General features: G+C 35.7%; 24 protein-coding genes. 18 read left to right on the top strand and 6 right to left on the bottom strand.

Annotation, left to right across the window (positions count from 1 at the left end; genetic code table 11):
- The first annotated feature begins 90 nt into the window (after positions 1-90).
- Both BMY56_RS10695 and BMY56_RS10690 read left to right on the top strand, forming a co-directional pair.
- Entirely contained in the window at positions 91-549 is a 459-nt protein-coding gene (locus tag BMY56_RS10695; protein WP_091623799.1) for a COG2426 family protein, read from the top strand.
- Positions 550-653: 104 nt separating this feature from the next.
- Complete coding sequence (locus BMY56_RS10690; RefSeq protein WP_091623796.1) at positions 654-1,007, top strand: pyruvate kinase; 354 nt, start codon at positions 654-656, stop codon at positions 1,005-1,007.
- A 183-nt stretch (positions 1,008-1,190) separates the two neighbouring features.
- On the opposite strand, the gene hutG is transcribed toward BMY56_RS10690, so the two are convergent.
- The 4 genes from hutG to hutH all read right to left on the bottom strand — a co-directional run bounded on the left by hutG (position 1,191) and on the right by hutH (position 7,067).
- The gene (gene hutG, locus BMY56_RS10685; RefSeq protein WP_091623793.1) at positions 1,191-2,147 is read right to left on the bottom strand and encodes a formimidoylglutamase; all 957 of its coding nucleotides are present in this window, start codon (positions 2,145-2,147) and stop codon (positions 1,191-1,193) included.
- A 65-nt stretch (positions 2,148-2,212) separates the two neighbouring features.
- Complete coding sequence (locus BMY56_RS10680; RefSeq protein ID WP_091624462.1) at positions 2,213-4,213, bottom strand: urocanate hydratase; 2,001 nt, start codon at positions 4,211-4,213, stop codon at positions 2,213-2,215.
- A 27-nt stretch (positions 4,214-4,240) separates the two neighbouring features.
- Positions 4,241-5,488 carry an imidazolonepropionase gene (hutI, locus tag BMY56_RS10675; RefSeq protein ID WP_091623790.1) on the bottom strand — a complete coding sequence of 416 codons (1,248 nt, stop codon included), beginning with the start codon at positions 5,486-5,488 and terminating at the stop codon, positions 4,241-4,243.
- A gap of 4 nt (positions 5,489-5,492) precedes the next feature.
- Positions 5,493-7,067, bottom strand: a complete 1,575-nt coding sequence (hutH, locus tag BMY56_RS10670) for a histidine ammonia-lyase (RefSeq protein ID WP_091623787.1) — start codon at positions 7,065-7,067, stop codon at positions 5,493-5,495.
- Between the two features lie 84 nt (positions 7,068-7,151).
- Between hutH and BMY56_RS10665 the strand changes: the two genes are divergently transcribed.
- Both BMY56_RS10665 and BMY56_RS10660 read left to right on the top strand, forming a co-directional pair.
- Positions 7,152-8,039, top strand: a complete 888-nt coding sequence (locus BMY56_RS10665; protein ID WP_091623784.1) for a LysR family transcriptional regulator — start codon at positions 7,152-7,154, stop codon at positions 8,037-8,039.
- A 99-nt stretch (positions 8,040-8,138) separates the two neighbouring features.
- Entirely contained in the window at positions 8,139-8,696 is a 558-nt protein-coding gene (locus BMY56_RS10660; protein WP_091623782.1) for a nitroreductase family protein, read from the top strand.
- Positions 8,697-8,698: 2 nt separating this feature from the next.
- On the opposite strand, the gene BMY56_RS10655 is transcribed toward BMY56_RS10660, so the two are convergent.
- Positions 8,699-9,214: a DUF456 domain-containing protein gene (locus tag BMY56_RS10655; RefSeq protein ID WP_091623780.1), complete on the bottom strand. Its 516-nt coding sequence runs from the start codon at positions 9,212-9,214 to the stop codon at positions 8,699-8,701.
- Positions 9,215-9,358: 144 nt separating this feature from the next.
- Between BMY56_RS10655 and BMY56_RS10650 the strand changes: the two genes are divergently transcribed.
- The 14 genes from BMY56_RS10650 to BMY56_RS10585 all read left to right on the top strand — a co-directional run bounded on the left by BMY56_RS10650 (position 9,359) and on the right by BMY56_RS10585 (position 20,212).
- Complete coding sequence (locus BMY56_RS10650) at positions 9,359-9,721, top strand: BlaI/MecI/CopY family transcriptional regulator (protein WP_079511789.1); 363 nt, start codon at positions 9,359-9,361, stop codon at positions 9,719-9,721.
- Entirely contained in the window at positions 9,718-11,361 is a 1,644-nt protein-coding gene (locus tag BMY56_RS10645; RefSeq protein WP_091623778.1) for a M56 family metallopeptidase, read from the top strand. The genes BMY56_RS10650 and BMY56_RS10645 overlap by 4 nt, the downstream gene beginning before the upstream one ends.
- Positions 11,362-11,452: 91 nt before the next feature.
- A complete protein-coding gene (locus BMY56_RS10640; RefSeq protein WP_091623776.1) occupies positions 11,453-11,929 on the top strand; it encodes an energy transducer TonB in 477 nt (158 codons plus the stop codon).
- A gap of 5 nt (positions 11,930-11,934) precedes the next feature.
- Positions 11,935-12,489: a crossover junction endodeoxyribonuclease RuvC gene (ruvC, locus tag BMY56_RS10635; protein ID WP_091623773.1), complete on the top strand. Its 555-nt coding sequence runs from the start codon at positions 11,935-11,937 to the stop codon at positions 12,487-12,489.
- A gap of 73 nt (positions 12,490-12,562) precedes the next feature.
- The gene (locus BMY56_RS10630; RefSeq protein WP_091623771.1) at positions 12,563-12,928 is read left to right on the top strand and encodes a four helix bundle protein; all 366 of its coding nucleotides are present in this window, start codon (positions 12,563-12,565) and stop codon (positions 12,926-12,928) included.
- A gap of 39 nt (positions 12,929-12,967) precedes the next feature.
- On the top strand, positions 12,968-14,101 hold the full coding sequence (hemW, locus tag BMY56_RS10625; RefSeq protein ID WP_091623768.1) for a radical SAM family heme chaperone HemW: 1,134 nt from the start codon (positions 12,968-12,970) through the stop codon (positions 14,099-14,101).
- A 128-nt stretch (positions 14,102-14,229) separates the two neighbouring features.
- Complete coding sequence (locus BMY56_RS10620; RefSeq protein WP_091623765.1) at positions 14,230-14,976, top strand: cyclase family protein; 747 nt, start codon at positions 14,230-14,232, stop codon at positions 14,974-14,976.
- 2 nt (positions 14,977-14,978) lie between these two features.
- A complete protein-coding gene (locus BMY56_RS10615; RefSeq protein WP_091623763.1) occupies positions 14,979-15,338 on the top strand; it encodes a DUF4260 domain-containing protein in 360 nt (119 codons plus the stop codon).
- Positions 15,331-15,957 carry a DUF4230 domain-containing protein gene (locus BMY56_RS10610; protein ID WP_091623760.1) on the top strand — a complete coding sequence of 209 codons (627 nt, stop codon included), beginning with the start codon at positions 15,331-15,333 and terminating at the stop codon, positions 15,955-15,957. Before BMY56_RS10615 ends, BMY56_RS10610 begins: the two co-directional genes overlap by 8 nt.
- Before the next feature lie 17 nt (positions 15,958-15,974).
- Positions 15,975-16,370 (top strand): Dabb family protein, encoded by a 396-nt coding sequence (locus BMY56_RS10605; RefSeq protein WP_091623757.1) that lies wholly within the window; start codon positions 15,975-15,977, stop codon positions 16,368-16,370.
- Positions 16,371-16,375: 5 nt separating this feature from the next.
- Positions 16,376-16,930 (top strand): GNAT family N-acetyltransferase, encoded by a 555-nt coding sequence (locus tag BMY56_RS10600; RefSeq protein WP_091623754.1) that lies wholly within the window; start codon positions 16,376-16,378, stop codon positions 16,928-16,930.
- 41 nt (positions 16,931-16,971) lie between these two features.
- Positions 16,972-17,325 carry an MmcQ/YjbR family DNA-binding protein gene (locus tag BMY56_RS10595; protein WP_091623751.1) on the top strand — a complete coding sequence of 118 codons (354 nt, stop codon included), beginning with the start codon at positions 16,972-16,974 and terminating at the stop codon, positions 17,323-17,325.
- A 61-nt stretch (positions 17,326-17,386) separates the two neighbouring features.
- Positions 17,387-19,159: a MutS-related protein gene (locus BMY56_RS10590; RefSeq protein ID WP_091623747.1), complete on the top strand. Its 1,773-nt coding sequence runs from the start codon at positions 17,387-17,389 to the stop codon at positions 19,157-19,159.
- A 51-nt stretch (positions 19,160-19,210) separates the two neighbouring features.
- Positions 19,211-20,212, top strand: coding sequence for a metal-dependent hydrolase (locus BMY56_RS10585; protein WP_091623744.1), 1,002 nt, complete (start codon positions 19,211-19,213; stop codon positions 20,210-20,212).
- Between the two features lie 4 nt (positions 20,213-20,216).
- Here the strand turns inward: BMY56_RS10585 and tamL are convergent, their stop codons facing one another.
- Positions 20,217-22,541: a translocation and assembly module lipoprotein TamL gene (gene tamL, locus BMY56_RS10580; RefSeq protein WP_091623742.1), complete on the bottom strand. Its 2,325-nt coding sequence runs from the start codon at positions 22,539-22,541 to the stop codon at positions 20,217-20,219.
- Positions 22,542-22,552 lie beyond the last annotated feature (11 nt).

Genomic DNA, 22,552 nt, shown 5'->3' with positions numbered 1-22,552 from the left:
TGATAATTCGCATATCATCATTATTTATGATTTAAATGGCAAAGAATTTTTCTATAAGGGCGTAATTTTGCAATCCCTTAAAATAGACTTTTGTTGAAAGATTTGATCATAGCAGCACTTTGGAGCATCTCACCACTAGGGGAAGCTAAAGTTGGTATACCCTATGGTTTGCTAAATGGAGTTAACATTTACTTGGTATTAGTAGTGTGTTTTTTAGCAAATGTCATGGTGTTTCCTATTATGATGTTTTTCTTGAATACCATAAACACATACTTACTTCGTTGGCATTTTTATAAGAAAGGTGCACTATTCATTGCACGTAGGGCAAAAACGGGTTCTGGTGATCAAATAAGAAAATATGGTTTTTACGGGCTTATATTTTTTGTAATGTTACCTGTTCCTGGTACAGGAGTATATGCAGGTAGTATTGCCAGTTACCTTTTTAAAATTGAGCGTAAAAAAGCCTTTGTAGCTAATACCATTGGTATCTTTTTATCTTCTGTAATCGTTTGGGTCACTACTTTGCTGACTATGAAAGGTATGGCGTAGTATCCTGTTAAGTTTGTTTTACTTCTTTCATTATGTGAATAACTAAACATCTTAAAAATTCCATTACCAACATAAGCCCATTAAATTTGCAGCTTTTTTATGCTATGAATGACCTTAAAATTGGTGATAAACTTTATAATGTTGAGCAGAATGGATTCAACGATTTTGCTAGATATTCATTTTCTGAAGTGGTACGTTTAACTGAAACCTTGGCTGTATTAAAAAATGGAGTAAGGCTTATAAATAGACCAAAACAATCTTATATTATGGAAGATGTTGGCTATTCGGTTTCACGTAATAAAGGTTCGCATTGGCATATCGTTTCTTTAAAAGCAATTCGGAATGCGCAAATTGAAAATGAGAAAATTAAAATTCATGATTGGTTTGCTTCAAAGCAATTTTCATTAAAAGAAAAACAACAGATTTTTCAACTTTTCAGTAATAATGAAAACCAATAAAATTTGGTTATAAAATAGTTGTTGTAAGAAATTAACAGCCTATACATTTATTTAAAAACCTTTATTATCTTTGCGGTGTTGTGTTGTGTCTCAAAAAAAAATTGAGGCAATTGTGTTTATCGGTTTATGCCGATAGTACCCAATGAAAGGCTTTCCATAAAGGGAGGCTTTTTTTGTTTTCGCTTATACTTTATGAATAACATAATGAACCAAAGAGGCTGCTAACTTTGCAGTTTGATCATCTATATCGTAATTCGGATTTAGTTCAACCACATCCAATCCTAGTAATTTACCCGATTCAAGAATAAGTTTAAGGCTTTTAAGAACAATGTCAGGAGAAAAGCCCATTGGAGATGAGGCGCTAACGCCTGGTGCGAAAGCTGAAGAAAAACCATCTAAATCAATTGTAGTGTATAGATAATCAACATCTTCTATAAATTGCATGAGTCGTAATTCTACATGTTCTAAATAGGTCATGCAAAAATACTTTTGTTCTAAATAATTTGCCTGATGGGTCTCTGCAAATTCAAATAGGTCTTTTGTATTGGCATCTTTTCGAATACCTAAAGCCATATATTTTATAGACTCATTTTTAGCTTCATGCTCCATGGCTATTTGGTAAAAAGGTGTTCCTGAGGTATTACCATTGGTGTTTGGCCTAAAATCGAAATGAGCGTCAAAATTAATGATTCCTATCGTTTTGCCTTTTGGTAAGTATTGAGACAGACCGTTGTAATGCCCATAAGCAAGATCGTGACTTCCACCAAGTATAATAGGAATTGCCTTGTTTTCTAAAATAAATTTAACCGCGACTGATAAATCACTTTGTAGTGTTTCTAAATCTTCATCATTACATTCTAAATTTCCAAAATCGATGAGTTGCGTGTTGTTGTCAAGATGGTTGGGCATTTTCCCCAATTGCTTTCGAATAGTATCAGCACCTAAGGATGATCCAACCCTGCCGTGGTTTCTGCGTACACCTTCATCACTACTATAACCTAATAAGGCTATGGTCTTGTTTTGGTTAGACTGAAATGGTGATTTGATACTCGAAAGAATAATTTTTTCATTCAAGTAAAGTTGTTGGTCAGACGACCTTCCAATCCAATTATCCTTTCTAGGAAGCTTATAATTTGACATGTTATATTAACAAATTAGGGGTGAAATGTAATGAATTAAAGCATGAAATTTACACTAGAATTCGATTAAAACAAGTTCTCTAAATTTTTGTCTTCTACTAAATTAGGAAAAGTAACTTTGAGCGTTGGAGTTCTTTCCATTTCTCGTTGAATCGCGAACATTGCTTCTTTATTTCGGGCCCAGCTTCGGCGAGATATCCCATTGTTTACATCATAGAAAAGCATGTTTTTTAGTTTACGCTCTGCATCGTTCGAACCATCTAACACCATGCCGAAACCACCATTGGTGACTTCACCCCAACCAACACCACCACCATTATGGATGGAAACCCAAGTAGCACCTCTAAAACTATCGCCAATAACATTGTGTATGGCCATGTCGGCAGTGAATTTACTGCCGTCTGTAATGTTACTAGTTTCTCGGTAAGGAGAATCTGTACCACTTACGTCATGGTGGTCTCTACCTAAAATAATAGGGGCAGACAGCTCTCTATTAGCAATTGCCTCATTAAAGGCCAAAGCTATTTTTGCTCTACCTTCAGCATCAGCATATAATATTCTGGCTTGAGAACCTACAACCAACTTATTTTGTTCGGCTTCAGATATCCATTTAATATTATCCTGCAATTGTTGTTGAATTTCAACTGGAGCTTCTTCTTTTATTGCTTTTAATACCCGTAGGGCAATTGCATCCGTTTTTTGTAAATCTTCAGAATTTCCTGAGGAACAAACCCATCTAAAAGGACCGAAACCATAATCAAAACACATTGGTCCTAGAATATCTTGTACATAAGAAGGATATTTAAAATCAATACTATTTTCTGCCATTACCTCGGCACCAGCTCTCGAAGCTTCTAAAAGAAAGGCATTTCCATAATCGAAGAAATAAGTTCCTTTTTTAGTATGGAGGTTAATGGCATCTGCATGTCTACGTAATGATTCCTGAACTTTAGCTTTAAAAGCTTTCGGGTCTTGATTCATCATTATATTAGCATCCTCGAATGAAAGTCCGACAGGGTAATATCCGCCGGCCCATGGATTATGTAAAGAGGTCTGGTCAGAACCTAAATGAATATAAATATCTTCTTTATAAAAGCGCTCCCACACATCAACAACATTACCAATAAATGCCAAAGAGATTACTTCATTATTCGCTTTAGCTTTTTTTGTTCGAATCACCAATGAATCTAAATCTTGAATTAATTCATCTACCCAACCTTGTTCAAATCTTTTTTTGGCGGCATGTGGATTAACCTCAGCACAGATAGTAATACAGCCGGCAATATTACCCGCCTTTGGTTGAGCACCACTCATGCCACCTAAACCTGCAGTTAAAAATAACTTGCCTGCTGAAGATTCGGTTGTTTTTAATACTTTTCTAAATGCGTTCATTACTGTTATAGCGGTGCCATGAACAATGCCTTGCGGACCAATATACATAAATGAACCAGCTGTCATTTGACCGTACTGAGTTACCCCAAGTGCATTGTATTTCTCCCAATCATCTGGTTTAGAATAGTTCGGGATCATCATTCCGTTGGTAACTACCACGCGTGGAGCTTCTTTTGATGAAGGAAAAAGACCCATTGGGTGACCAGAATACATATGCAAGGTCTGTTCTTCGGTCATTTCCGATAGATATTGCATCGTTAGCAGATACTGAGCCCAATTTTGAAAAACGGCACCATTACCACCATATGTAATCAATTCTTGAGGATGTTGTGCAACTGCAGGATCTAAGTTATTCTGAATCATCAACATGATTGCAGCAGCTTGAGAAGTATGAGCTGGATAGTCCGATATTGGCCGGGCATACATCTCATAAGATGGCTGAAAACGATACATGTAAATACGGCCGTAAACCTGTAATTCTTCGGCAAATTCTGGAGCTAAAATAGAATGCCATTTTGATGGAAAATAGCGTAAGGCATTTCTAATTGCCAATTGTTTCTCTTCTTTAGAGAGTATTTGCTTTCGATTCGGAGCATGACTTACATTTGAAGAACGTTCCTTTTTTAGAGGAAGTTCAGCGGGTATTCCGGTTTGTATCTCTTGTTTAAAGTTCATCATACTGTTTTTTATTTTTCCTAACTCCTAATTATGCTTATCATAGACTAGGTTGCCATCCTTCCAAACCATGCAAGGTTTTAAGTTGCCTTGGTTGTAGAGAATATCTTGGTAATTATCACTGTGGAAAACGGCGAAATCTGCTAAAAGCCCTTCTTCTAGTTTTCCGCGATCAGAAAGGTTTAAGGCTGCAGCTGCTCTAAAGGTGATTCCTGATAAAACCTCTGCATTCGTCAATTTTTGAAATGTACCCAAAATACTGGCTTGGGTAAGTAAATCGCCCATGGGTGCAGAACCAGGGTTATGGTCGCTCGCTATAGCTAAAGCGGCACCTGCATCTAGTATTTTACGAGCAGGAGTGAAATCACAGCCTAATCCTATAGAAGCTCCTGGTAAGGCAACGGCAATGGTATCGCTATTCGCTATGATCTCAATTTCATTTTCGGTACTTGCCTCTAAATGGTCAGCACTTAGTGCCTTATAATTAACAGCTACTTTACTTCCAGCTGGCGTAAATTGATCGGCATGAACGGTAATATCGAACTTCAGAGCACGTGCTGTATTAAAATAATCTTTAATGTCTTCGGCTGAAAATGCACTTTCTTCAATGAATGCATCAATACGGTTAGCCAATTTTTCTGACTTAAGCATCGGAAATAAATGGTCTGCTATTTCTGATAGATATGCGGTTTCTGTTCCTTGAAAATCTTTGGGTAACATATGGGCAGCTAAACATGTGGGTATTAAATCTGGCATCGCGGTAATATTTGCCTCTTTAATGGCCCTTAGCATTTTTAGTTCTTCATCTACAGAAAGACCATATCCACTTTTTACCTCTATAGTGGTGGTGCCGTTTTTTAAATGGCGATTAGCAAGTTTTATGGTGCTTTTGGTCAATTCTTCTTGTGTGGATTTTCTGGTTTGCATAACCGTATCCCAAATACCACCACCCGCATGTGCGATTTCTAAATAAGATTTACCTGCATTTCGCATAGCATAATCCTTTGCGCGTGACCCTCCAAAACAGATATGGGTATGAGCGTCGATGAAGCCCGGTACACAAACATGATTTCCTTTTAGGGTTATTGTTTCTGCAATTTTATCGCTTTCTTTTAAAAGTTCAAAATCTCCTATTTTAGTAATAGTCGAACCGGTAATAATGATACCGCCATCTGAAATTATGTGCAATTCACTATCCTTAACGGCACCTTTTAAAGGTATGCCGGTCATGGTGATAATTTGTTTGAAAGGGCCTATTAATGTTGATTTTTCCATATTTTCAATATACTTCGAATTCTGTTGAAAATTTAGTTTTTAAAGAAATGTTGTGTTCCTTTTGAACCCGATCTACAACTTTTATGATGGTTTTATGCTGAATCATTTCAATTCCTTTTTCAATATCGTCGGCGAAAATGCGGTCTTTTACCGCAAATGCGACCTGCTCACGAACCGCATTATGAACTTCATCTAGGAAAACTCCAGATTTTAATGGTTTTCGAAACTCAAAAGCTTGTGCTGCAGTAAGTAATTCAATAGCCAGTATTTTCTCGACATTTCCAATCACCTGTAATGCTTTTCTACCTCCAATGGATCCCATACTAACATGATCTTCTTGTCCTAGGGATGTCGGTATACTATCTGCGCTTGATGGAAAACAGAGTCCTTTGTTTTCACTTGCCAAAGCAGCTGTAGTGTATTGTAAAATCATGTAGCCAGAATTTATACCCGTGTCTTTCATTAGTAATTTAGGTACGCCTGGGCTATTGCCTTCTAAAGCTAAATAAATTCTTCTATCTGAAATATTACCTAATTCCGATGCTGCTAAACAAGCATAGTCTAATGCCATAGCCAACGGCTGACCATGAAAATTACCGCCACTAATGGTCAATTCTTCATCAATAATTACGGGGTTGTCGGTAACCGAATTTAATTCAACTTCTACTAATTCTTTTAGGTGTAGCCAAGCGGTACGAGAAGCACCATGTACTTGCGGTATGCAGCGAATAGAGTAGGGGTCTTGTACCTTTTCACAATCAATATGATCCTCCATTATTTCAGAACCTTTCAATAATTTCTTTACTCTTTTCGCAACATGAACATTGCCTTTAAAAGGGCGTAAAGCGTGAAGTTCATTATAAAAAGGTTTTACAGAACCTTGTAACCCTTCAATCATCATGGCGCCAATAATATCGGCTTGCGCTAATAATGAGTGTAATTGTGAAACTACCTTTACGGCATGAGAAGCAATAAACTGTGTGCCGTTTATTAAGGCTAAACCTTCTTTTGGGCCCAACGCGATAGGTTCGAGACCGGTTTTTTCGAACAAGGTTGCTGTCGTGATAATTTCATTTTTATATTCCACTTTTCCCATTCCAATTAAGGGAAGAAATAGATGAGATAAAGGTGCCAAGTCACCTGATGCACCAACTGAACCTTGAGACGGAACTACTGGTATTGCATCATTTTCTATATGCCAAATAATTCTTTTTAATGTTTTAAGTGCAATACCTGAAAAACCTTTAGCTAAGGATTGTGCTTTAAGAACTAGCATCAATTTTGCTATATCTTTCTTTATTGGGTCACCAACACCTACACTATGACTTTGAAGAATATTGGTCTGAAGAATATTCGTTTCCGATTTTGAAATCTTAGTAGTGCATAAGGGTCCGAATCCAGTATTAATGCCATAAACAGGGTGTCCCTTGTCTACTATTTTCTGAACGATTCCCCAGCTTTTCTCTATTTTTTTCTCGGTTTCACTAGAAAGTAGTACAGAAATTTTATTCTCAGTAATTTCTAATGCTTTCCCTGCGGTAAGCCAATCTTCACCTAGTTTAAAAGTCTGTTCATTCATTGCTTTTGTGTTTCAAGATTTAAAATAAAATTAATACCTATTTTTAATACTTGGTAATATTAATTTTGTCATCAATCCATAACTATGAGTAATCAACTTGAGTTACGTCATTTAAATTATTTTCTTGCTGTCGCGAATGAATTACATTTTAGAAAAGCTGCAGAGAAATTATTTATATCCCAACCTGGACTAAGTCGACAGATACGGCAAATGGAAGATATTCTTGAAACGCAATTGTTTGAACGAAACAAGAAAAAAGTTTCACTTACGCCAGCGGGTCATTATTTAAAGAAAGAAGTTGAATTTATATTCAATCATCTTGAAAACGTAGAACGACAACTAAAATTAGTTGGTGATGGCAATAGTGGAGAATTACGAATAGGGTTTTTAGGTTCTGCAATGCAGCAGATTATTCCCGATTTATTATTAAAGATTAAAGATAACTATCCAAAAGTAAAAACATCTTTAGAGGAGCTTTCAAATTTTGCACAAGTAGAGGGCGTTCTTAATGATCAATTGGATATGGGTTTCGTACGTGTTTCTCGTGTGCCCAATACCTTACATATGAAAACTGTCTTTAGGGATACCTTTTCATTAGTGCTGCCAGAAAGATATCCTATGTTGACTCGTGAGTTTGAAGGAATGCATCAATTTATAAATGATGAATTTATTCTTTTCAGTCAAACATATAGCCCCTTGTATTATGATACCATAATGAGTATTTGTCAAGATGCAGGTTTTGCGCCGAAAGTCTCGCATAAATCAGTTCATGCACATACCATTTTTAAATTAGTAGAGAATCATATGGGTATCGCTATTGTTCCAACAGCTTTGCAGAACGGATTTAAAATGCGGGTAAAATTTATTGAACTTAAGAATATTCCTCAGCGGGCAGAACTATCGGTCATATGGAAAAAAGAGCATACGAATCCGGTTTTGAAAAATTGCATGAAGTTACTTTTAGAAAAATAGAGTTAAATCAACGTAAGATATGTTCGTACTTTACTTTTAGTAAATGCGTAACATAAAATTTATGCGATAAGGCTTAATTTTACAAGATAAAATGACAGTATGATATTTGATACAATAAAGAAGAGAAGGTCCATATTTCCAGTTCAGTATAATGAAACCCCTATTGCGAAGGCTGATATAGAAAAAGTACTAGAAGCTGCCAATTGGGCCCCAAACCATAAGTGTACCGAGCCTTGGCGTTTTAAGGTGATTCAAGGAAATGCGAAAAATCGATTAGGAATATTCTTATCTAAGAAGTATGAGGAAGTTGACCCTAGGCCGAAAGCTATAAAAATTAAAAAGCTTCAGGAGAATCCACAAAGGGCAAATGCGGTTATTGCTATTTGCATGCAGAGAGATCCAAAAGAATCTTTACCAGAATGGGAAGAAGTTGCTGCAGTTTCTATGGCCGTGCAGAATATGTGGTTAGTATGCACAGAAATGGGTATAGGCTCGTATTGGTCTTCACCGGGACTCATAAAATATATGGATGAATTCTTTTCGCTTGCAGAAGGTGAAAAATGTTTAGGATTCTTTTATATGGGGAATTTTGACGGAGATCTTCCTGAAGGAAAACGAAATCCGATTGCTTCAAAAACAGAATGGATTACTGAATAAGCTTAATTAAAGAAAGGAAATAGAGAGCCTTTGTGTTGCCAGGCTTCAGAAATGAATAAGCCTAAGTATACAATGGCTACCAAGAATTTCATAAAAGTACCCGTTAAAAATCCTAGAAATGAACCAAAAGCCGCTTTCGTAGCGGTTTTTTTATCCGCCTTATTTAAAAGTTCACCTACTAGAGCCCCAATGAAAGGCCATATGATAATACCAAAAGGACCTAATATGGGAAAGAAAAGCGCGACTATTAAACCAATTGTGGTGCCGATTACCCCAGCTTTTGTGCCTCCGAATTTTTTAGTTCCTATGGCAGGTATTATATAATCTAAGGCAAAAACCAGTAAAGCAATGGCTAAAGTAATGCCTAAGAATGTCCAAGTCATGTCAATTACACTCGTAGAATGAAGTAGAAGTAACCCCACCCAGCTAATTGGCGGCCCAGGTAATATGGGTAAAAAACTACCTATTATGCCCACTAGCATTAGTATAAAGCCAAGTATCAATAAGAAAATATCCATTGTTTAAAGTAATTGTTTCGTGTTAGACTAAGATAGGTCTCTAAAGTTACAGGAGAATCAACGAATATTATTTTTTGTAACTAAAAAATTAGTTTAAACTAAATATTTAGTTATATTTGAATATCAAACTAAAAGATTAGTTGAATGAAACAGTTAACAAAAGCCGAAGAAGAGATCATGCAAGTTGTATGGCAATTGCAAAAATGTAATGTTGCAGCAGTTATAGAAAAATTACCTGAACCAAAACCGGCGTACAATACAGTTTCTACCATAGTGCGTATTCTTGAAAGTAAAGGCTTTGTAGATCACGAGCAAGAGGGAAAAGGGTATTTGTATTTTCCGTTGGTACAAAAGGCCGATTACAGCAATCAATCTATTAATAAACTGGTAGATGGTTATTTTCAAGGTTCGTTTAAAAGTATGGTGTCCTTTTTTATGAAGAAAAATGATATGAGCTTGTCTGAATTGGAATCGGTATTGAATGAAATTAAAAAAGAAAAGCCATGATACAATATATATTGGAGTGTATTGCCTTTCAATTACTATTCTTGGGTATTTATGACTTTTTTCTAAAGAGAGAAACTTTTTTTCAATGGAGCAGGGTTTATTTGCTTGGTACGTTTGTATTGTCTTTGATTTTACCCTGGGTAAAAATAGAAGCATTTAAACAAAAAGTACCGCAGACTTTTGCCGCATATCCTGAGTATTTATGGGGACTACAAAATGCCGAAGTTGTGGTAAATAGCAAGGATGTAACTTTGTGGAATGTAACTTGGCAAGAGGGTGTTCTATATGGCGGAATGATAGTAGCATTGTTGTTTTTTAGTTTAAAAATCAGGCAATTATATCTGTTAAAAAAGCGAGGTGAGCAGGTTCAATTTCCAAATTTCACACAAGTAATCATAACAAATAGCAGCAACGCCTTTTCATTTTTTAAATCCATATTTATCGGTGACAAGGTGCTAAAAATGAAACATGATACCATTATTGCACATGAGTTGGTACATATAAAACAAGGTCATACTTGGGATCTATTATTCTTTGAATTGATGCGAATTATCGCATGGTTCAATCCTTTAGTATATGTGTATCAAAATCGAATTTCAGAATTGCACGAATTTATCGCAGATGCTCATGTAGCCAAGGAAGACAAATCTGAACAATATCAGCAGTTATTATCGCAAGTTTTTCAAACCGAGCATATATCATTCATCAATCAATTTTTTACAAAATCATTAATCAAAAAACGAATCGTCATGTTACAAAAATCAAAATCAAAAAAAGTCTGGCAGTTAAAGTATTTGCTATTAATTCCTATGGTATTGGGAATGTTGCTTTACAGTTCTTGTGAGGTAGTATCAAAGAATGAATATAGTGAATCAATAAATGAAACAAGTTTAAAATCTGGTACTGAAATATATTTCTCTAACGTAGAGCACGTACCAGTATTTCCAGGGTGTGAAAATGTTACGGATAAAAAGGCTTGTTTTAATGAAATGATGCAACAACATATCAGTAAAAATTTTTCTTACCCCGAGCAAGCTTTTGAGGCGGGTATTGAAGGAAGGGTAAACGTTATGTTTACGATTGATGAATATGGAAATGTTGACAATCTAAAGATGAGAGGACCAGACCCATTGTTGGAAGGTGAAGTTGAACGGATTATTAAAAGACTACCAAAAATGCAACCAGCAAAACATCAAGGAAAAGAGGTCGGTATACCTTACTCAATTCCAATAGTATTTAAATTGGATTATTTAAACTCGTCAAAAGTTTCAAATAATGATTCTGAAAATAAAAGTGAAGTACCTTTCGCAGTTGTAGATGAAGTCCCAATTTTCCCAGGCTGTGAAGATGCTGCAGATAAAAGGGCTTGTTTTAATGACAAGATACAATTACATATTGGTAAGAACTTTAATTATCCTAAGGCTGCACAAGACGCAAATATTGAAGGTAGAGTAAGCACTATGTTTATGATCACTACGGAAGGAGTAATTGAAAACATTAAAATGCGTGGACCAGATAAATTATTGGAAGATGAGGTGGAGCGAATCATTAAGCGATTGCCTAATATGATTCCCGGTAAAAATGAAGGTAAGCCAGTGAATGTACCTTATTCTATTCCGGTTACTTTTAAATTGCAATAGAACATTAAACAAAGTCAATATGCGTTTCGACCACTTATTTGTTTAAGCAACTCCTCAAAAAAATCGTAATTTCACCCGTAGAACAGGTGTGATGAAACGAGTTGTATATTTTCTTTTATGTATACTGGTAAGTTCTTGTTCGTTCTTTGAATCAAAACAAAAACGAACTCAAGAGCTTATAAATGAAGAATTGCGTCATATAGATTGGAATAGTGTTGACTCTTATCCCTTTTTCTACACCTGTGATGAAGCAGCTACCAAAGCTGAACAGAAATCATGCTTTGAAGAAACATTGATTACTCATTTTCAGGAAACCTTATACGATTTTGAGTTTACGCTTTCCAATACCGAAAGTGAGACTGTCTCCGTTATTTTTGTAATCGATACAATAGGTAGAATCCATGTCACCGACATAGAAAAAGATGCTTGGGTATTGAAACAAATGCCAGAATTTGATGGTGTCATTACCCAAAGCTTAAAGAATCTTCCTAAACTTGCACCCGCTTTAAAAAGGGGGATTCCGGTGAACACCAAATACCGTATACCTGTTCAATTAAATACAAACTAAACATTTTGGCGAACGAGAAAATTATATTGGGTATTGACCCTGGTACAACTATAATGGGTTTCGGACTCATTAAAGTAGTGGGTAAAAAAATGGAGTTTATTCAAATGAACGAACTGCTACTTCAAAAATATAATGACCCATACACAAAATTAAAGCTCATTTTTGAGCGTACGATTGAGTTAATTGACACCTATCATCCCGATGAAATAGCTATTGAAGCGCCATTTTTTGGTAAGAACGTACAGTCGATGCTTAAATTAGGCAGAGCTCAGGGTGTAGCCATGGCTGCGGGACTTTCACGACAAATCCCAATTACTGAGTACCTTCCTAAAAAAATTAAAATGGCGATTACCGGTAATGGAAACGCCAGTAAAGAACAAGTGGCAAAAATGCTGCAAAGTGTATTAGGATTAAAAACGTTACCGCAAAACCTGGATAGCACCGATGGTCTAGCGGCTGCCGTATGTCATTTTTATAACGAGGGTAGAGTTGAGGTTGGTAAAAGTTATACTGGCTGGGATGCTTTTGTGAAACAAAACGAGAAACGGGTGAAAAAGTAGTTTTCAGTAATCAGTTTCAGTAGGCAGTAACAGTGTTCAGTTAGCAGTATTAGTAAATAGTAATAAATATCATATGCATTTTCAAGATTTATTGGCTTATAAAAGGTCTTTTACACTAGCTATGAAGATTTTTCATATCTCAAAGTCTTTTCCAACAGAAGAAAAGTATTCTTTGACTGACCAAATGCGACGTTCGTCAAGAAGTGTCAGTGCAAATATTGCAGAAGCTTATCGCAAAAGAAGATTTCCTAAACATTTTATAAGTAAGTTGACCGATAGTGATGCGGAAAATTCAGAAACACAAACATGGCTTGAATTTGCGTTAAAGTGTGAGTATCTTGACCAAGATACTTTTGATGAGTTTAAAAGCGATAGTGAAGAAGTAGGTAAGCTTTTAAATTATATGATTAATAACCCAACAAAATTTGGTTCAGAGTAATTTACTGTCAACTGCAACTGATTACTGAAAACTAAAAAAATGAGCGGAATATACATCCACATTCCATTTTGCAAACAAGCTTGTCATTATTGTGACTTTCATTTTTCTACCTCGATGGGGAAGAAAGAGGCAATGGTGAACGCGTTATGTAAGGAGCTAGAATTGCGTAGGGCGGAGTTTGAAGGAGAAACTGTAGCGACAATTTATTTTGGTGGTGGTACACCATCTGTTTTGCAAACGGATGAAATAGGGCAAATATTGAATGCGGTTCGTGCGAATTATACTGTTGTCGATACTCCTGAAATCACCTTAGAGGCGAATCCTGATGATTTATCCGAAGAGAAAATAGTGCAATTGGCAACGAGTTCTATAAACCGATTAAGTATCGGTATTCAATCGTTTTTTGAGGAGGATTTAAAACTGATGAATAGGGCACATAATGCTGCAGAGGCAGAAAAAAGTTTGCAGTTGGCAAGGCAACATTTCGATAATATTTCCATTGATTTAATTTATGGAATGCCCAACATGAGTTTAGCGCGTTGGAAAGAAAATATTGATAAAGCGCTTGGATACGGAATTCCGCACATATCTAGTTATGCATTAACCGTAGAGCCCAAAACGGCCCTTGCCAAATTTGTGGAAAAAGGATTGGTTTCACCGGCCAGTGATGAAGAAGCACAAGAGCATTTTAACCTCTTGAACGAAACACTTTTGGGTGCGGGATTTGATTGCTATGAAATCTCCAACTTTGGAAAACCTGGTTATTACTCAAAAAATAATTCCGCGTATTGGCAGCAGAAAAAATATATAGGTATTGGTCCGTCTGCACATTCTTTTGATGGTGTACGCAGGGGGTGGAACATAAATAACAATCCGAAGTATATTAAATCGATTGAGCAAGATATCGTTCCTATGGAGGTGGAAGTGCTATCCGCTACTGATAAATACAACGAATATATAATGACGGGCCTTAGAACTATTTGGGGAGTATCTTTAAGTAGAATCGCAACCGAATTCGGCCCAAAGTTTAAGGAATATGCGATATTACAAGCCGAAAAATTTATTGAAGAACATCTTTTATTTGTAGATGATGAAACACTTAGAACAACCAAAAAAGGCATGTTTTTAGCAGACGGCATTGCAGCTGATTTGTTTATGGTCAATCTAAAATAAGTGTGGGAATAAGAAACCTTTTAGATTCGAATAACATTACTTGAACCGTTTAAAAAGTTGTAATTTTCTTAATTCAAAATACAACGTTTAATCAACCATTCAACTGCACACGTATTGACAGTAGTAAAATGAAGACCACCATATCCTACAAAACCAAAGAATACCACATAGACCTTTCGAAACCGTTAGATATTTCGATTGCGGTTAGTGGCACTAAAGAAAATGTAAATGCCTGGTATATCGATGCCCCCAAAATTTCACCACATACCGATGGTGATTTTATAGGTAGTATTTCGGCAGGCTCAAGTACAAATTTTTATGATATTTGGTTCAATCCACATTCACATGGTACGCATACGGAATGTGTAGGGCATATATCAGAAGTACATCAATCTATAAATCGGAATTTACATCAGTTTTTCTTTTTAGCTGAGGTTATTACTATAGCTCCTTCAGAAGAGAACGGTGATTTGGTCATTACTAAGAATCAGCTAAAAAAGCTGTTAGAAGATAAAGTTCCTAAGGCTTTAGTAATTCGCACGATGCCGAACTCTGAAACCAAATTAAACAGACAATATTCTAATACCAATCCTCCTTACATTTTAGAGGAAGCAATGGATTATATTAAAGAATTGGATGTAGAGCATCTGTTAGTTGATTTGCCATCTGTGGATAAAGAAAAAGATGATGGGCAGTTATTAGCACACAAAGCATTTTGGAATTTTAGTGGTGAGGTACGATTAAGTGCAACAATAACAGAATTTATCTATGTGAAGGATGCTATCGCCGATGGAAGCTATTTTTTAAATCTTCAAGTAGCCCCATTTGAAAACGATGCAAGCCCAAGTAGACCAGTACTATATAAAATAGAATAATCATGAAAAATGTATTGAAATTAGAAGAAGTTGCCTTAATGGGTCTTGGTATATTTATGTTTGGCCTATTGGGTTATCAATGGTGGTGGTTACCTGTGTTGATATTAACTCCCGATGTATCGATGTTGGGCTATCTAGCGGGACCCAAGATTGGTGCAATGTGTTATAATATAGTTCATCATAGGGCTGTAGCTATACTATTGTATTTCGTAGGTGCCTATTTTATGTTGCCTATAGTTGAATTAATAGGAACAATTCTTTTTATACATATAGCTATGGACCGTATCTTTGGCTACGGACTTAAATATGATAAAGGGTTTAAGTTTACTCATTTAGGTGAAATAGGAGGGAAAAATGGATAATGTTTTTGATACGTTTCTTGGGTTGCTCTTAGGTGCTATAGGTACGTATTGGGTTTTTACATTTTTTAGGGGTAAGAAAACCAAAGAGATTACTACACATCAGTCTACCGTGCTTTTAGAGAAAATGAGAAGTGTATGTAAGCTGATATCCGTTGAAGGAGATTTTGCTGAAATCTACAAGTACGAGAATGTAAAGGAGTTTATGAGCTTGGTAAGCAGTAAGAAAAAAGCTTTGGTCGTTATAAAGGCAAAGGCCCATATTGGATATGATCTTAGCAAGTTGATGATGCATGCTGATGAAGAAAGAAAACTAATTGTATTGGATAATTTTCCTCAACCAGAGGTGTTGAGTATAGAGCCAGAATTGGAGTTTTATGATATTAAGAGTGGGTTTTTTAATTTTTTCGTGCCGGATGATTTGACGAAATTAAATGCAGAGGCGAAAAAACATATTCGTGAAAAAATTCCTGAAAGCGGTTTAATGGATACCGCTCGTAAAGAGGCTTTACAAACCGTATTAATAATGGAAAAAATTGTGGAAACCATTGGGTGGAAGCTAGATTATACAGCGCTAAAAATACCACAACAACAAATAGAAAAATTAGAGAACCAACGTTAAACAAATAAAATTTAAAAATGAAAAACATAATTTGTATTCTTGTAATAACACTAATGACTAGCAGCATTTTTGCTCAAAATGATAAAGAAATGAAAGAATTCGACTCCAATTTTTCCCATACCGTATTTTTTTGGTTGAAAAATCCAGATAATGCAGCAGATCGCGCAGCTTTTGAAACCTCATTAAAGAAGTTTTTAGATAACTCGGGTTATGCAAAAACAAAGTTTATAGGTACACCACCAAGAGCAAGTAGAGATGTTGTTGATGGCTCTTTTACGTATTCTTTGATTTTGTCTTTTGATTCAGCAGAATCTCAGCAAGCATATCAAGATGAAGCACCTCATAAATTATTTATTTCGGAATCTGAAAATTTGTGGACTAGAGTAATCGTTTACGATTCTACCAGTATCTAAGAACCATGTTGGTCTTTCGAGAGGCAAAAAGCACAGATGTCGACCGTATTGCAAATTTGCATGCTCAGAGTTGGCAACAGAATTACCGAGGTTCATTTAGTGATAAATTTTTGGATAATGAGGTTTTAGATGATCGGTTAACCGTTTGGCATGAACGTTTCAATAATCCAAAAGAGAATCAGCATATAGTTATTGCTGAGGAAAATGGGCAATTGTTGGGGTTCATTTGTTCCTATTTTAAGGAGAGCGCTATTTATGGCACCTATTTAGATAATCTTCATGTAAGTGATGCTGCCAAAGGAAAAGGAATCGGCACAAAATTGATGGGTAAACTCGCTCAAGAAATTAATGGTAGAAACTATAAGAATGGTTTTTACTTGTGGGTTTTGAATACCAATTATGCAGCAATTTCTTTTTATGACCGAATAGGAGGTAAATCTTTAGAGACTGTAGAGGCCAATGATATTGGAGATACCGTTTTTCAAAAGACTCGATATGTTTGGAAGGATATGAATGTATTCTTAAAGGTGGTTAATACTAAAATTCGGATTGAAAGGTAAATTATAAGTGTTTTTTGAGTTTAACCAATAGCCATTTAACAATGAACATTGAAGAATTTAGGGACCACTGCTTAGCTAAAAAAGGGGTGACTGAAACCTTTCCTTTTGATGAGGTTACGTTGGTCTTTAAAGTCATGGGTAAAATGTTCGCACTTTGTGGGTTAGATCATGTACCGTTACGTATCAATTTAAAATGTGATCCGGAAAGGGCTATTGATCTTCGTGAAGAACATGATGGTATCATCGAAGGTTGGCATATGAGTAAAAAACATTGGAATACCGTATATCTCGACCAGCTTGCCCCAAAATTACTTACCGAATTAATTGACCATTCTTATGATCAGGTAGTTTCTAAATTCACCAAGAAATTAAAGGCAGAACTCGATGCCATTTGAAAAGTAAGGTGAAACCATTTTCTAAGGTTATCTTTGCAATTCCTAAAATAGTATGATTTTCATGAAGAATTTAGAGGAATTTTATACCCAGAAAGTTAAGGGGTTTGATAAGGATATTGATGAATTAAACCAGAAGTTATTTTCTTTTAGTGCACTACGTTTAATCATATTTTTAGGAACCGTTGTTGCCGTTTATTTTGCATCGGTCAATGCGAAATATGTCATTGGAGTTTTATGTGTTGGTATTCCTTTGTTTCTATTTTTGGTAAGTAAATACGCCAACCTTAAAAAAGAAAAAGCAAAGATTGAAGAGTTAAGAAATCTTAATTCACTCGAGTTACAGGTGCTTAAAAGGGATTATTCAAAACTTTCAACTGGTAAAAAATTTGCTGAGGATACGCATTATTTTAGTCAAGATATAGATCTTTTTGGTGAAGGTTCTTTTTATCAAGTTTCTAATCGTACCAAACTAGTTGAGGGTAGCCAATTATTGGCTGATATCTACAAAGAGAATTCCATTTCAGATATAAAATCAAAACAAGATGCGATTTCAGAAATGGATGAAAAGGTCGATTGGCGTCAAGAATTTTCGGCTCTGGCAGCATTGACTAAAACGGAAACTTCTACCCATATTATTGCTAAATGGTTAAAAAACTATCAACCTTTCGTGCCAAAAGCCATGAGCTATATTCCTATGGTTTTCTCGGTAATTTCAATTGGTATTTTTATTGCTTATTTCTTAGACCAAATACCTGAATCATTTTTAATTATCTGGTTGGTTTTAGGAATGATTATAGTTGGGGTGTTTACCAAAAAAGTAACTAGTTTAGGGCAGAGCGCTACCAAAATGAAATCTACTTTTGACCAGTACAATCAATTATTAGAAATGATTGAGGCAACAGATTTCACTTCTGTTTTATTAAAAAAGCAACAGGAGAATATCTTAAGTAAGGGAGAAAAAAATTCAAAAGTTCTTAAAAAATTCGCATCGCTGCTTAGTAACCTTGATCGTAATAATAACTTACTGTATCTGATTTTTGCGAATGGGTTTTTTCTACGATCGTTAACTGATTGTTTGGCGATTGAAAAATGGATTAGTAATTATGGTAGCGATGTTGAAACTTGGTTTGATACTATTGCTTTTTTTGATGCCTATAGCAGCTTAGGAAATTTCGCATTTAACCATCCTTCTTTTACGTATCCTGAAATTACCAATGACGATGTAGTGTTGAAAGCAAAAGGTGCAGGACACCCATTATTAGATCCTGCAAAAAGCGTTTTAAATGATATTACTATTGAAGGTGGTCAGTTTTTTATTATTACAGGTGCTAACATGGCTGGCAAGAGTACCTTTTTAAGAACGGTATCCTTACAGATTATGATGGCAAATGTGGGGTTACCGGTGTGTGCAGAATCTGTTACGTATTCGCCAATAAAATTGATTACCAGTATGCGTACGACCGATTCATTAACCGATGATGAATCATACTTTTTCTCAGAGCTAAAAAGACTACGATATATCGTCGATGAAATACAGACCGACCGTTATTTTATTGTGTTGGATGAAATTTTAAAAGGAACAAATAGTACGGATAAGGCTCTGGGTTCAAGAAAGTTTGTAGAGCGATTGGTGAAAAGTAAATCTACCGGAATTATCGCTACCCATGATTTAAGTTTATGTGAAGTGGCGAATGAATATGCGGCAGTTAAGAACCATTATTTCGATGCAGAAATCATTGATGACGAACTGCATTTCGATTATACCTTTAAAGACGGAATTTGTCAGAATATGAATGCGTCATTTCTTTTGAAGAAAATGGGTATTATAGAGTAATAATTAGTAGAAATGAAGATTTTGATAATATTTGAAGTTTAAAATTTACAGATGGATTCATTAACCCAAATAGTACTTGGTGCCGCAGTTGGTGAGGTTGTACTAGGTAGAAAAGTCGGGAATAGGGCAATGCTGTATGGTGCCATTGCGGGTACCATTCCTGATTTGGATGTGCTTACACGCTATTTAATGGATACCGTTACTGCGACCGAATGGCATAGAGGATTTAGTCATTCGATTTTCTTTTCGGTACTCTTTGCTCCAATTTTTGGTTGGTTGGTCTGGAAGTTGAATCGTAAAGAAGATGCTTCTTGGAAAGATTGGTCTTGGCTCATGTTTTGGGGACTTTTCACTCATCCTGTTTTAGATGCCTTTACTACATGGGGAACCCAACTTTTTTGGCCTTTAAAAATCCGTCTTGCCTTTCAAAGCGTTTTTGTCATTGACCCCTTATATACCGTACCTTTTATAATCTTTTTGATTTTGGCACTATTTCAAAATAGAACAGCCCTAAAAAGAAAAAGGTATGTAAAACTTGGGCTAATCATAAGTAGCTCATACTTAGTATTGACATTAGTCTTAAAAGGAATCGCTTTCGGAAAATTTGAAAACGCCCTTGATAGGCAAAAGATTAGTTACAATCAAATGAATACAAGGCCTGCACCTTTTAATACTATTCTTTGGATGGCTAATATCGAAACAGAAGATGCCTACTTAATGGGTAACTACTCTTTTTTTGACTCCAAACCCATCGTGTTTACAGCATATTCTAAAAATCATGAATTATTGGCTGATTTGGCTAAAAATGATAAAGTGAAAAGGCTCATACAGATAACCGAAGGTTGGTATACCATTTCAGAAAAGAATGGCCAGCTCTATTTTAATGACCTAAGATTCGGATTAATTAGTATGGATGAAACTGACACTCAATTTGCATTCAGTTACAAGATTGTACCAAATGGGAAAGATATAATTGTTGAGGAAATGCCGAAATTTAAACGGGATGCTAAACGTCTCATGGCATCGTTATGGCAACGTATTGGGGGGAATTAAATTATTAAAAAGGATATCCTATGGCAAAATTCAATGTCATGTTGTTGTCAATGTTTCCAAAGAATGGAACGTTCCATCTATTATTCTCAGGCAAGTACGGCACACGTAGTGGTGAAGCTAGATCTAATCGAATCACAAAATTCTGAATATCTAATCGAAGACCAAAACCTACCCCAGCTGCAACCTCCTTTAACCAATCTTTTTCAAACTTACCATCGGTAAAAAGGGTTTGTGAAAAGTTGCTTGTTAGTTGGTCATCTTCAATATCTGAATAATCGCCTGTTAGCCATACATTGCCAGCATCAACAAAAAAGGCGCCTTTTAAATATGAGAATAAAGGAAACCGATATTCAACATTGGCCTCTAATTTTAAATTACCAGATTGGTCAAAATAATCTGTTGTTGCATTTTCAGTTTCGGCATTAAAATTTCCGGGTCCTAAAGAGCGTATATTAAAAGCTCTTACGCTATAAGGGCCACCAGAATAAAACTGTTTCACAAAAGGTAAGGTTTGGCTATTACCATATGCCACCCCCCAACCAGCATAGATCCGGGAAACCAATGTACGTTCTTTTTTCCAGCGCATATAAAACCTTAAATCGGCATCAACTTTGGCATATTGAGCATATTCTGAGCCGAAAATGGTATTCGAACTACGACTTACAAGATTTAACATGTTACCAGCTAAATCCAAATTCGTGGTAAAATAAAGAGGATATTCTTTACCAATGTTTGAGACTTCATCGTAGGTGAAACTATATAAAAGGCCAGCAATAAACTGTTGCTCAAAGCTTAAACTTAAGAAAGGGTTGTCATCAAGTATGGTTTGAAACTCATCGGTTACATTTGTTAGTCGAGAATAATTTATACTAATGGGATCTAACTGATGATATACATATTGATTTTCTTTCCATGTATACCCAAAGGATGCATTTGCAGAACTTAATCTGAACAATTGGCTACGCTGAAGAAAATTTAGCCCCAAAGAAACCTTAGTTTTAGGTACAGCATATTTAAATCTGCTCGGTGAAAATGGAATCGATCTAGGAATAATAAGGTCTGCGTTTATACCACCCGCAATACTACTTAAACTCGAGTTATTTCCGCTAGATAGCTGAGACTCGTAAGAAAAATTAGCTGAAACACTAAAAGTTTCTCCTCCATTAAAAACATTTCTATTGCTATGGGTCAATAGAATTCCAGGGCCTGTAAATCCGTTAGATTTGGTTACTGCTTGTAATTCTGCTCTTATAGAGCGTTTAGTTAAAGGTGCCAAATAGATGTTGGCCGCCAAAGAACCGCCATCACCATCTGTAGCAGTGGTGTCAAGCTCGGTATATTGAATATTTACATACTTGTAACTTCCTAATGCCGATAATCGGTTGCTGGTTTGTTTAGATATGCTCGCATCATACAAATCACCTTCATTGAATAGCAGATAAGATTCTAGTAATTCTGGTTTGAAATACAATTCATTTTGAACAAAGTCGATACTGTCAACTTGGGTGACATTATTTTTTGTCAAAGGCAATGTATCTCCTTCAATTGAGTAATTTGGGTAAACAGTGATAGAATCAATTGTATAGGGGATAGAAGCACGAGCAGGTACATCTTTCTTAAGCCTTAAAAAAAGGTCAAATTTTTTGTTTTTATATTGATTTGTATCCGCTTCAAATATCAAAAGGTCTTCTTGGCTATTGTAGTAACCACGTTGTTTTAGTCCGTTGTTTAATCGAGTTCTTTCCGCTTTTAATAAATCGAGGTCAAAACGGTCTCCTTTAACTAGTGCCGTTTCAGTTAGCATTTTTTCTATTTCCTTATAAATAGGTAGTGAATCTGATTCTAGATTATAATTTTCCAATACATAAGGTTCTGGTAAACTTGCCATATAATTAACGGAAGCAAATTTGCCGTCAATGGTCGTTTTAGAATCTGAGCGACTATAGAAGAAACCATTATTATCTAGTCGATTTAATATCAATTCTTCTACCCGTTCCGTATTTACATCTGAAATATAAACAGGCTCTTCACCAAATGATTTATTTAAGAATTTATAGAAAAAGCCAGGTTTTTCACGTTGCGCCTTGTAATGAAAAAATAGGGCGGGTTTCATCCCTAGAAAAGTAGCGTTTGGGTTGGGTTCTATGAGGTTGAATAATTCTGTTTTAACCTCTTTAATGCCTTTTAAATCACTTACTATTTCTAGTTCAAGTTCAGCGCCAGTGTATAATTGTTCTCCTTCTGGTATGTACTTCTCTATACCACATGAGTAGATAAGCAAGAAAACCAAACTGAATACGGTATTATATGTATAGTTTTTATTTTTCAATAGTGCGAAAT

This window comes from Maribacter orientalis, assembly GCF_900109345.1.
GTDB lineage: Bacteria > Bacteroidota > Bacteroidia > Flavobacteriales > Flavobacteriaceae > Maribacter > Maribacter orientalis.
Note: the sequence above shows the minus strand (reverse complement) of the source record. Positions and strands in the feature narration are given on the sequence as shown.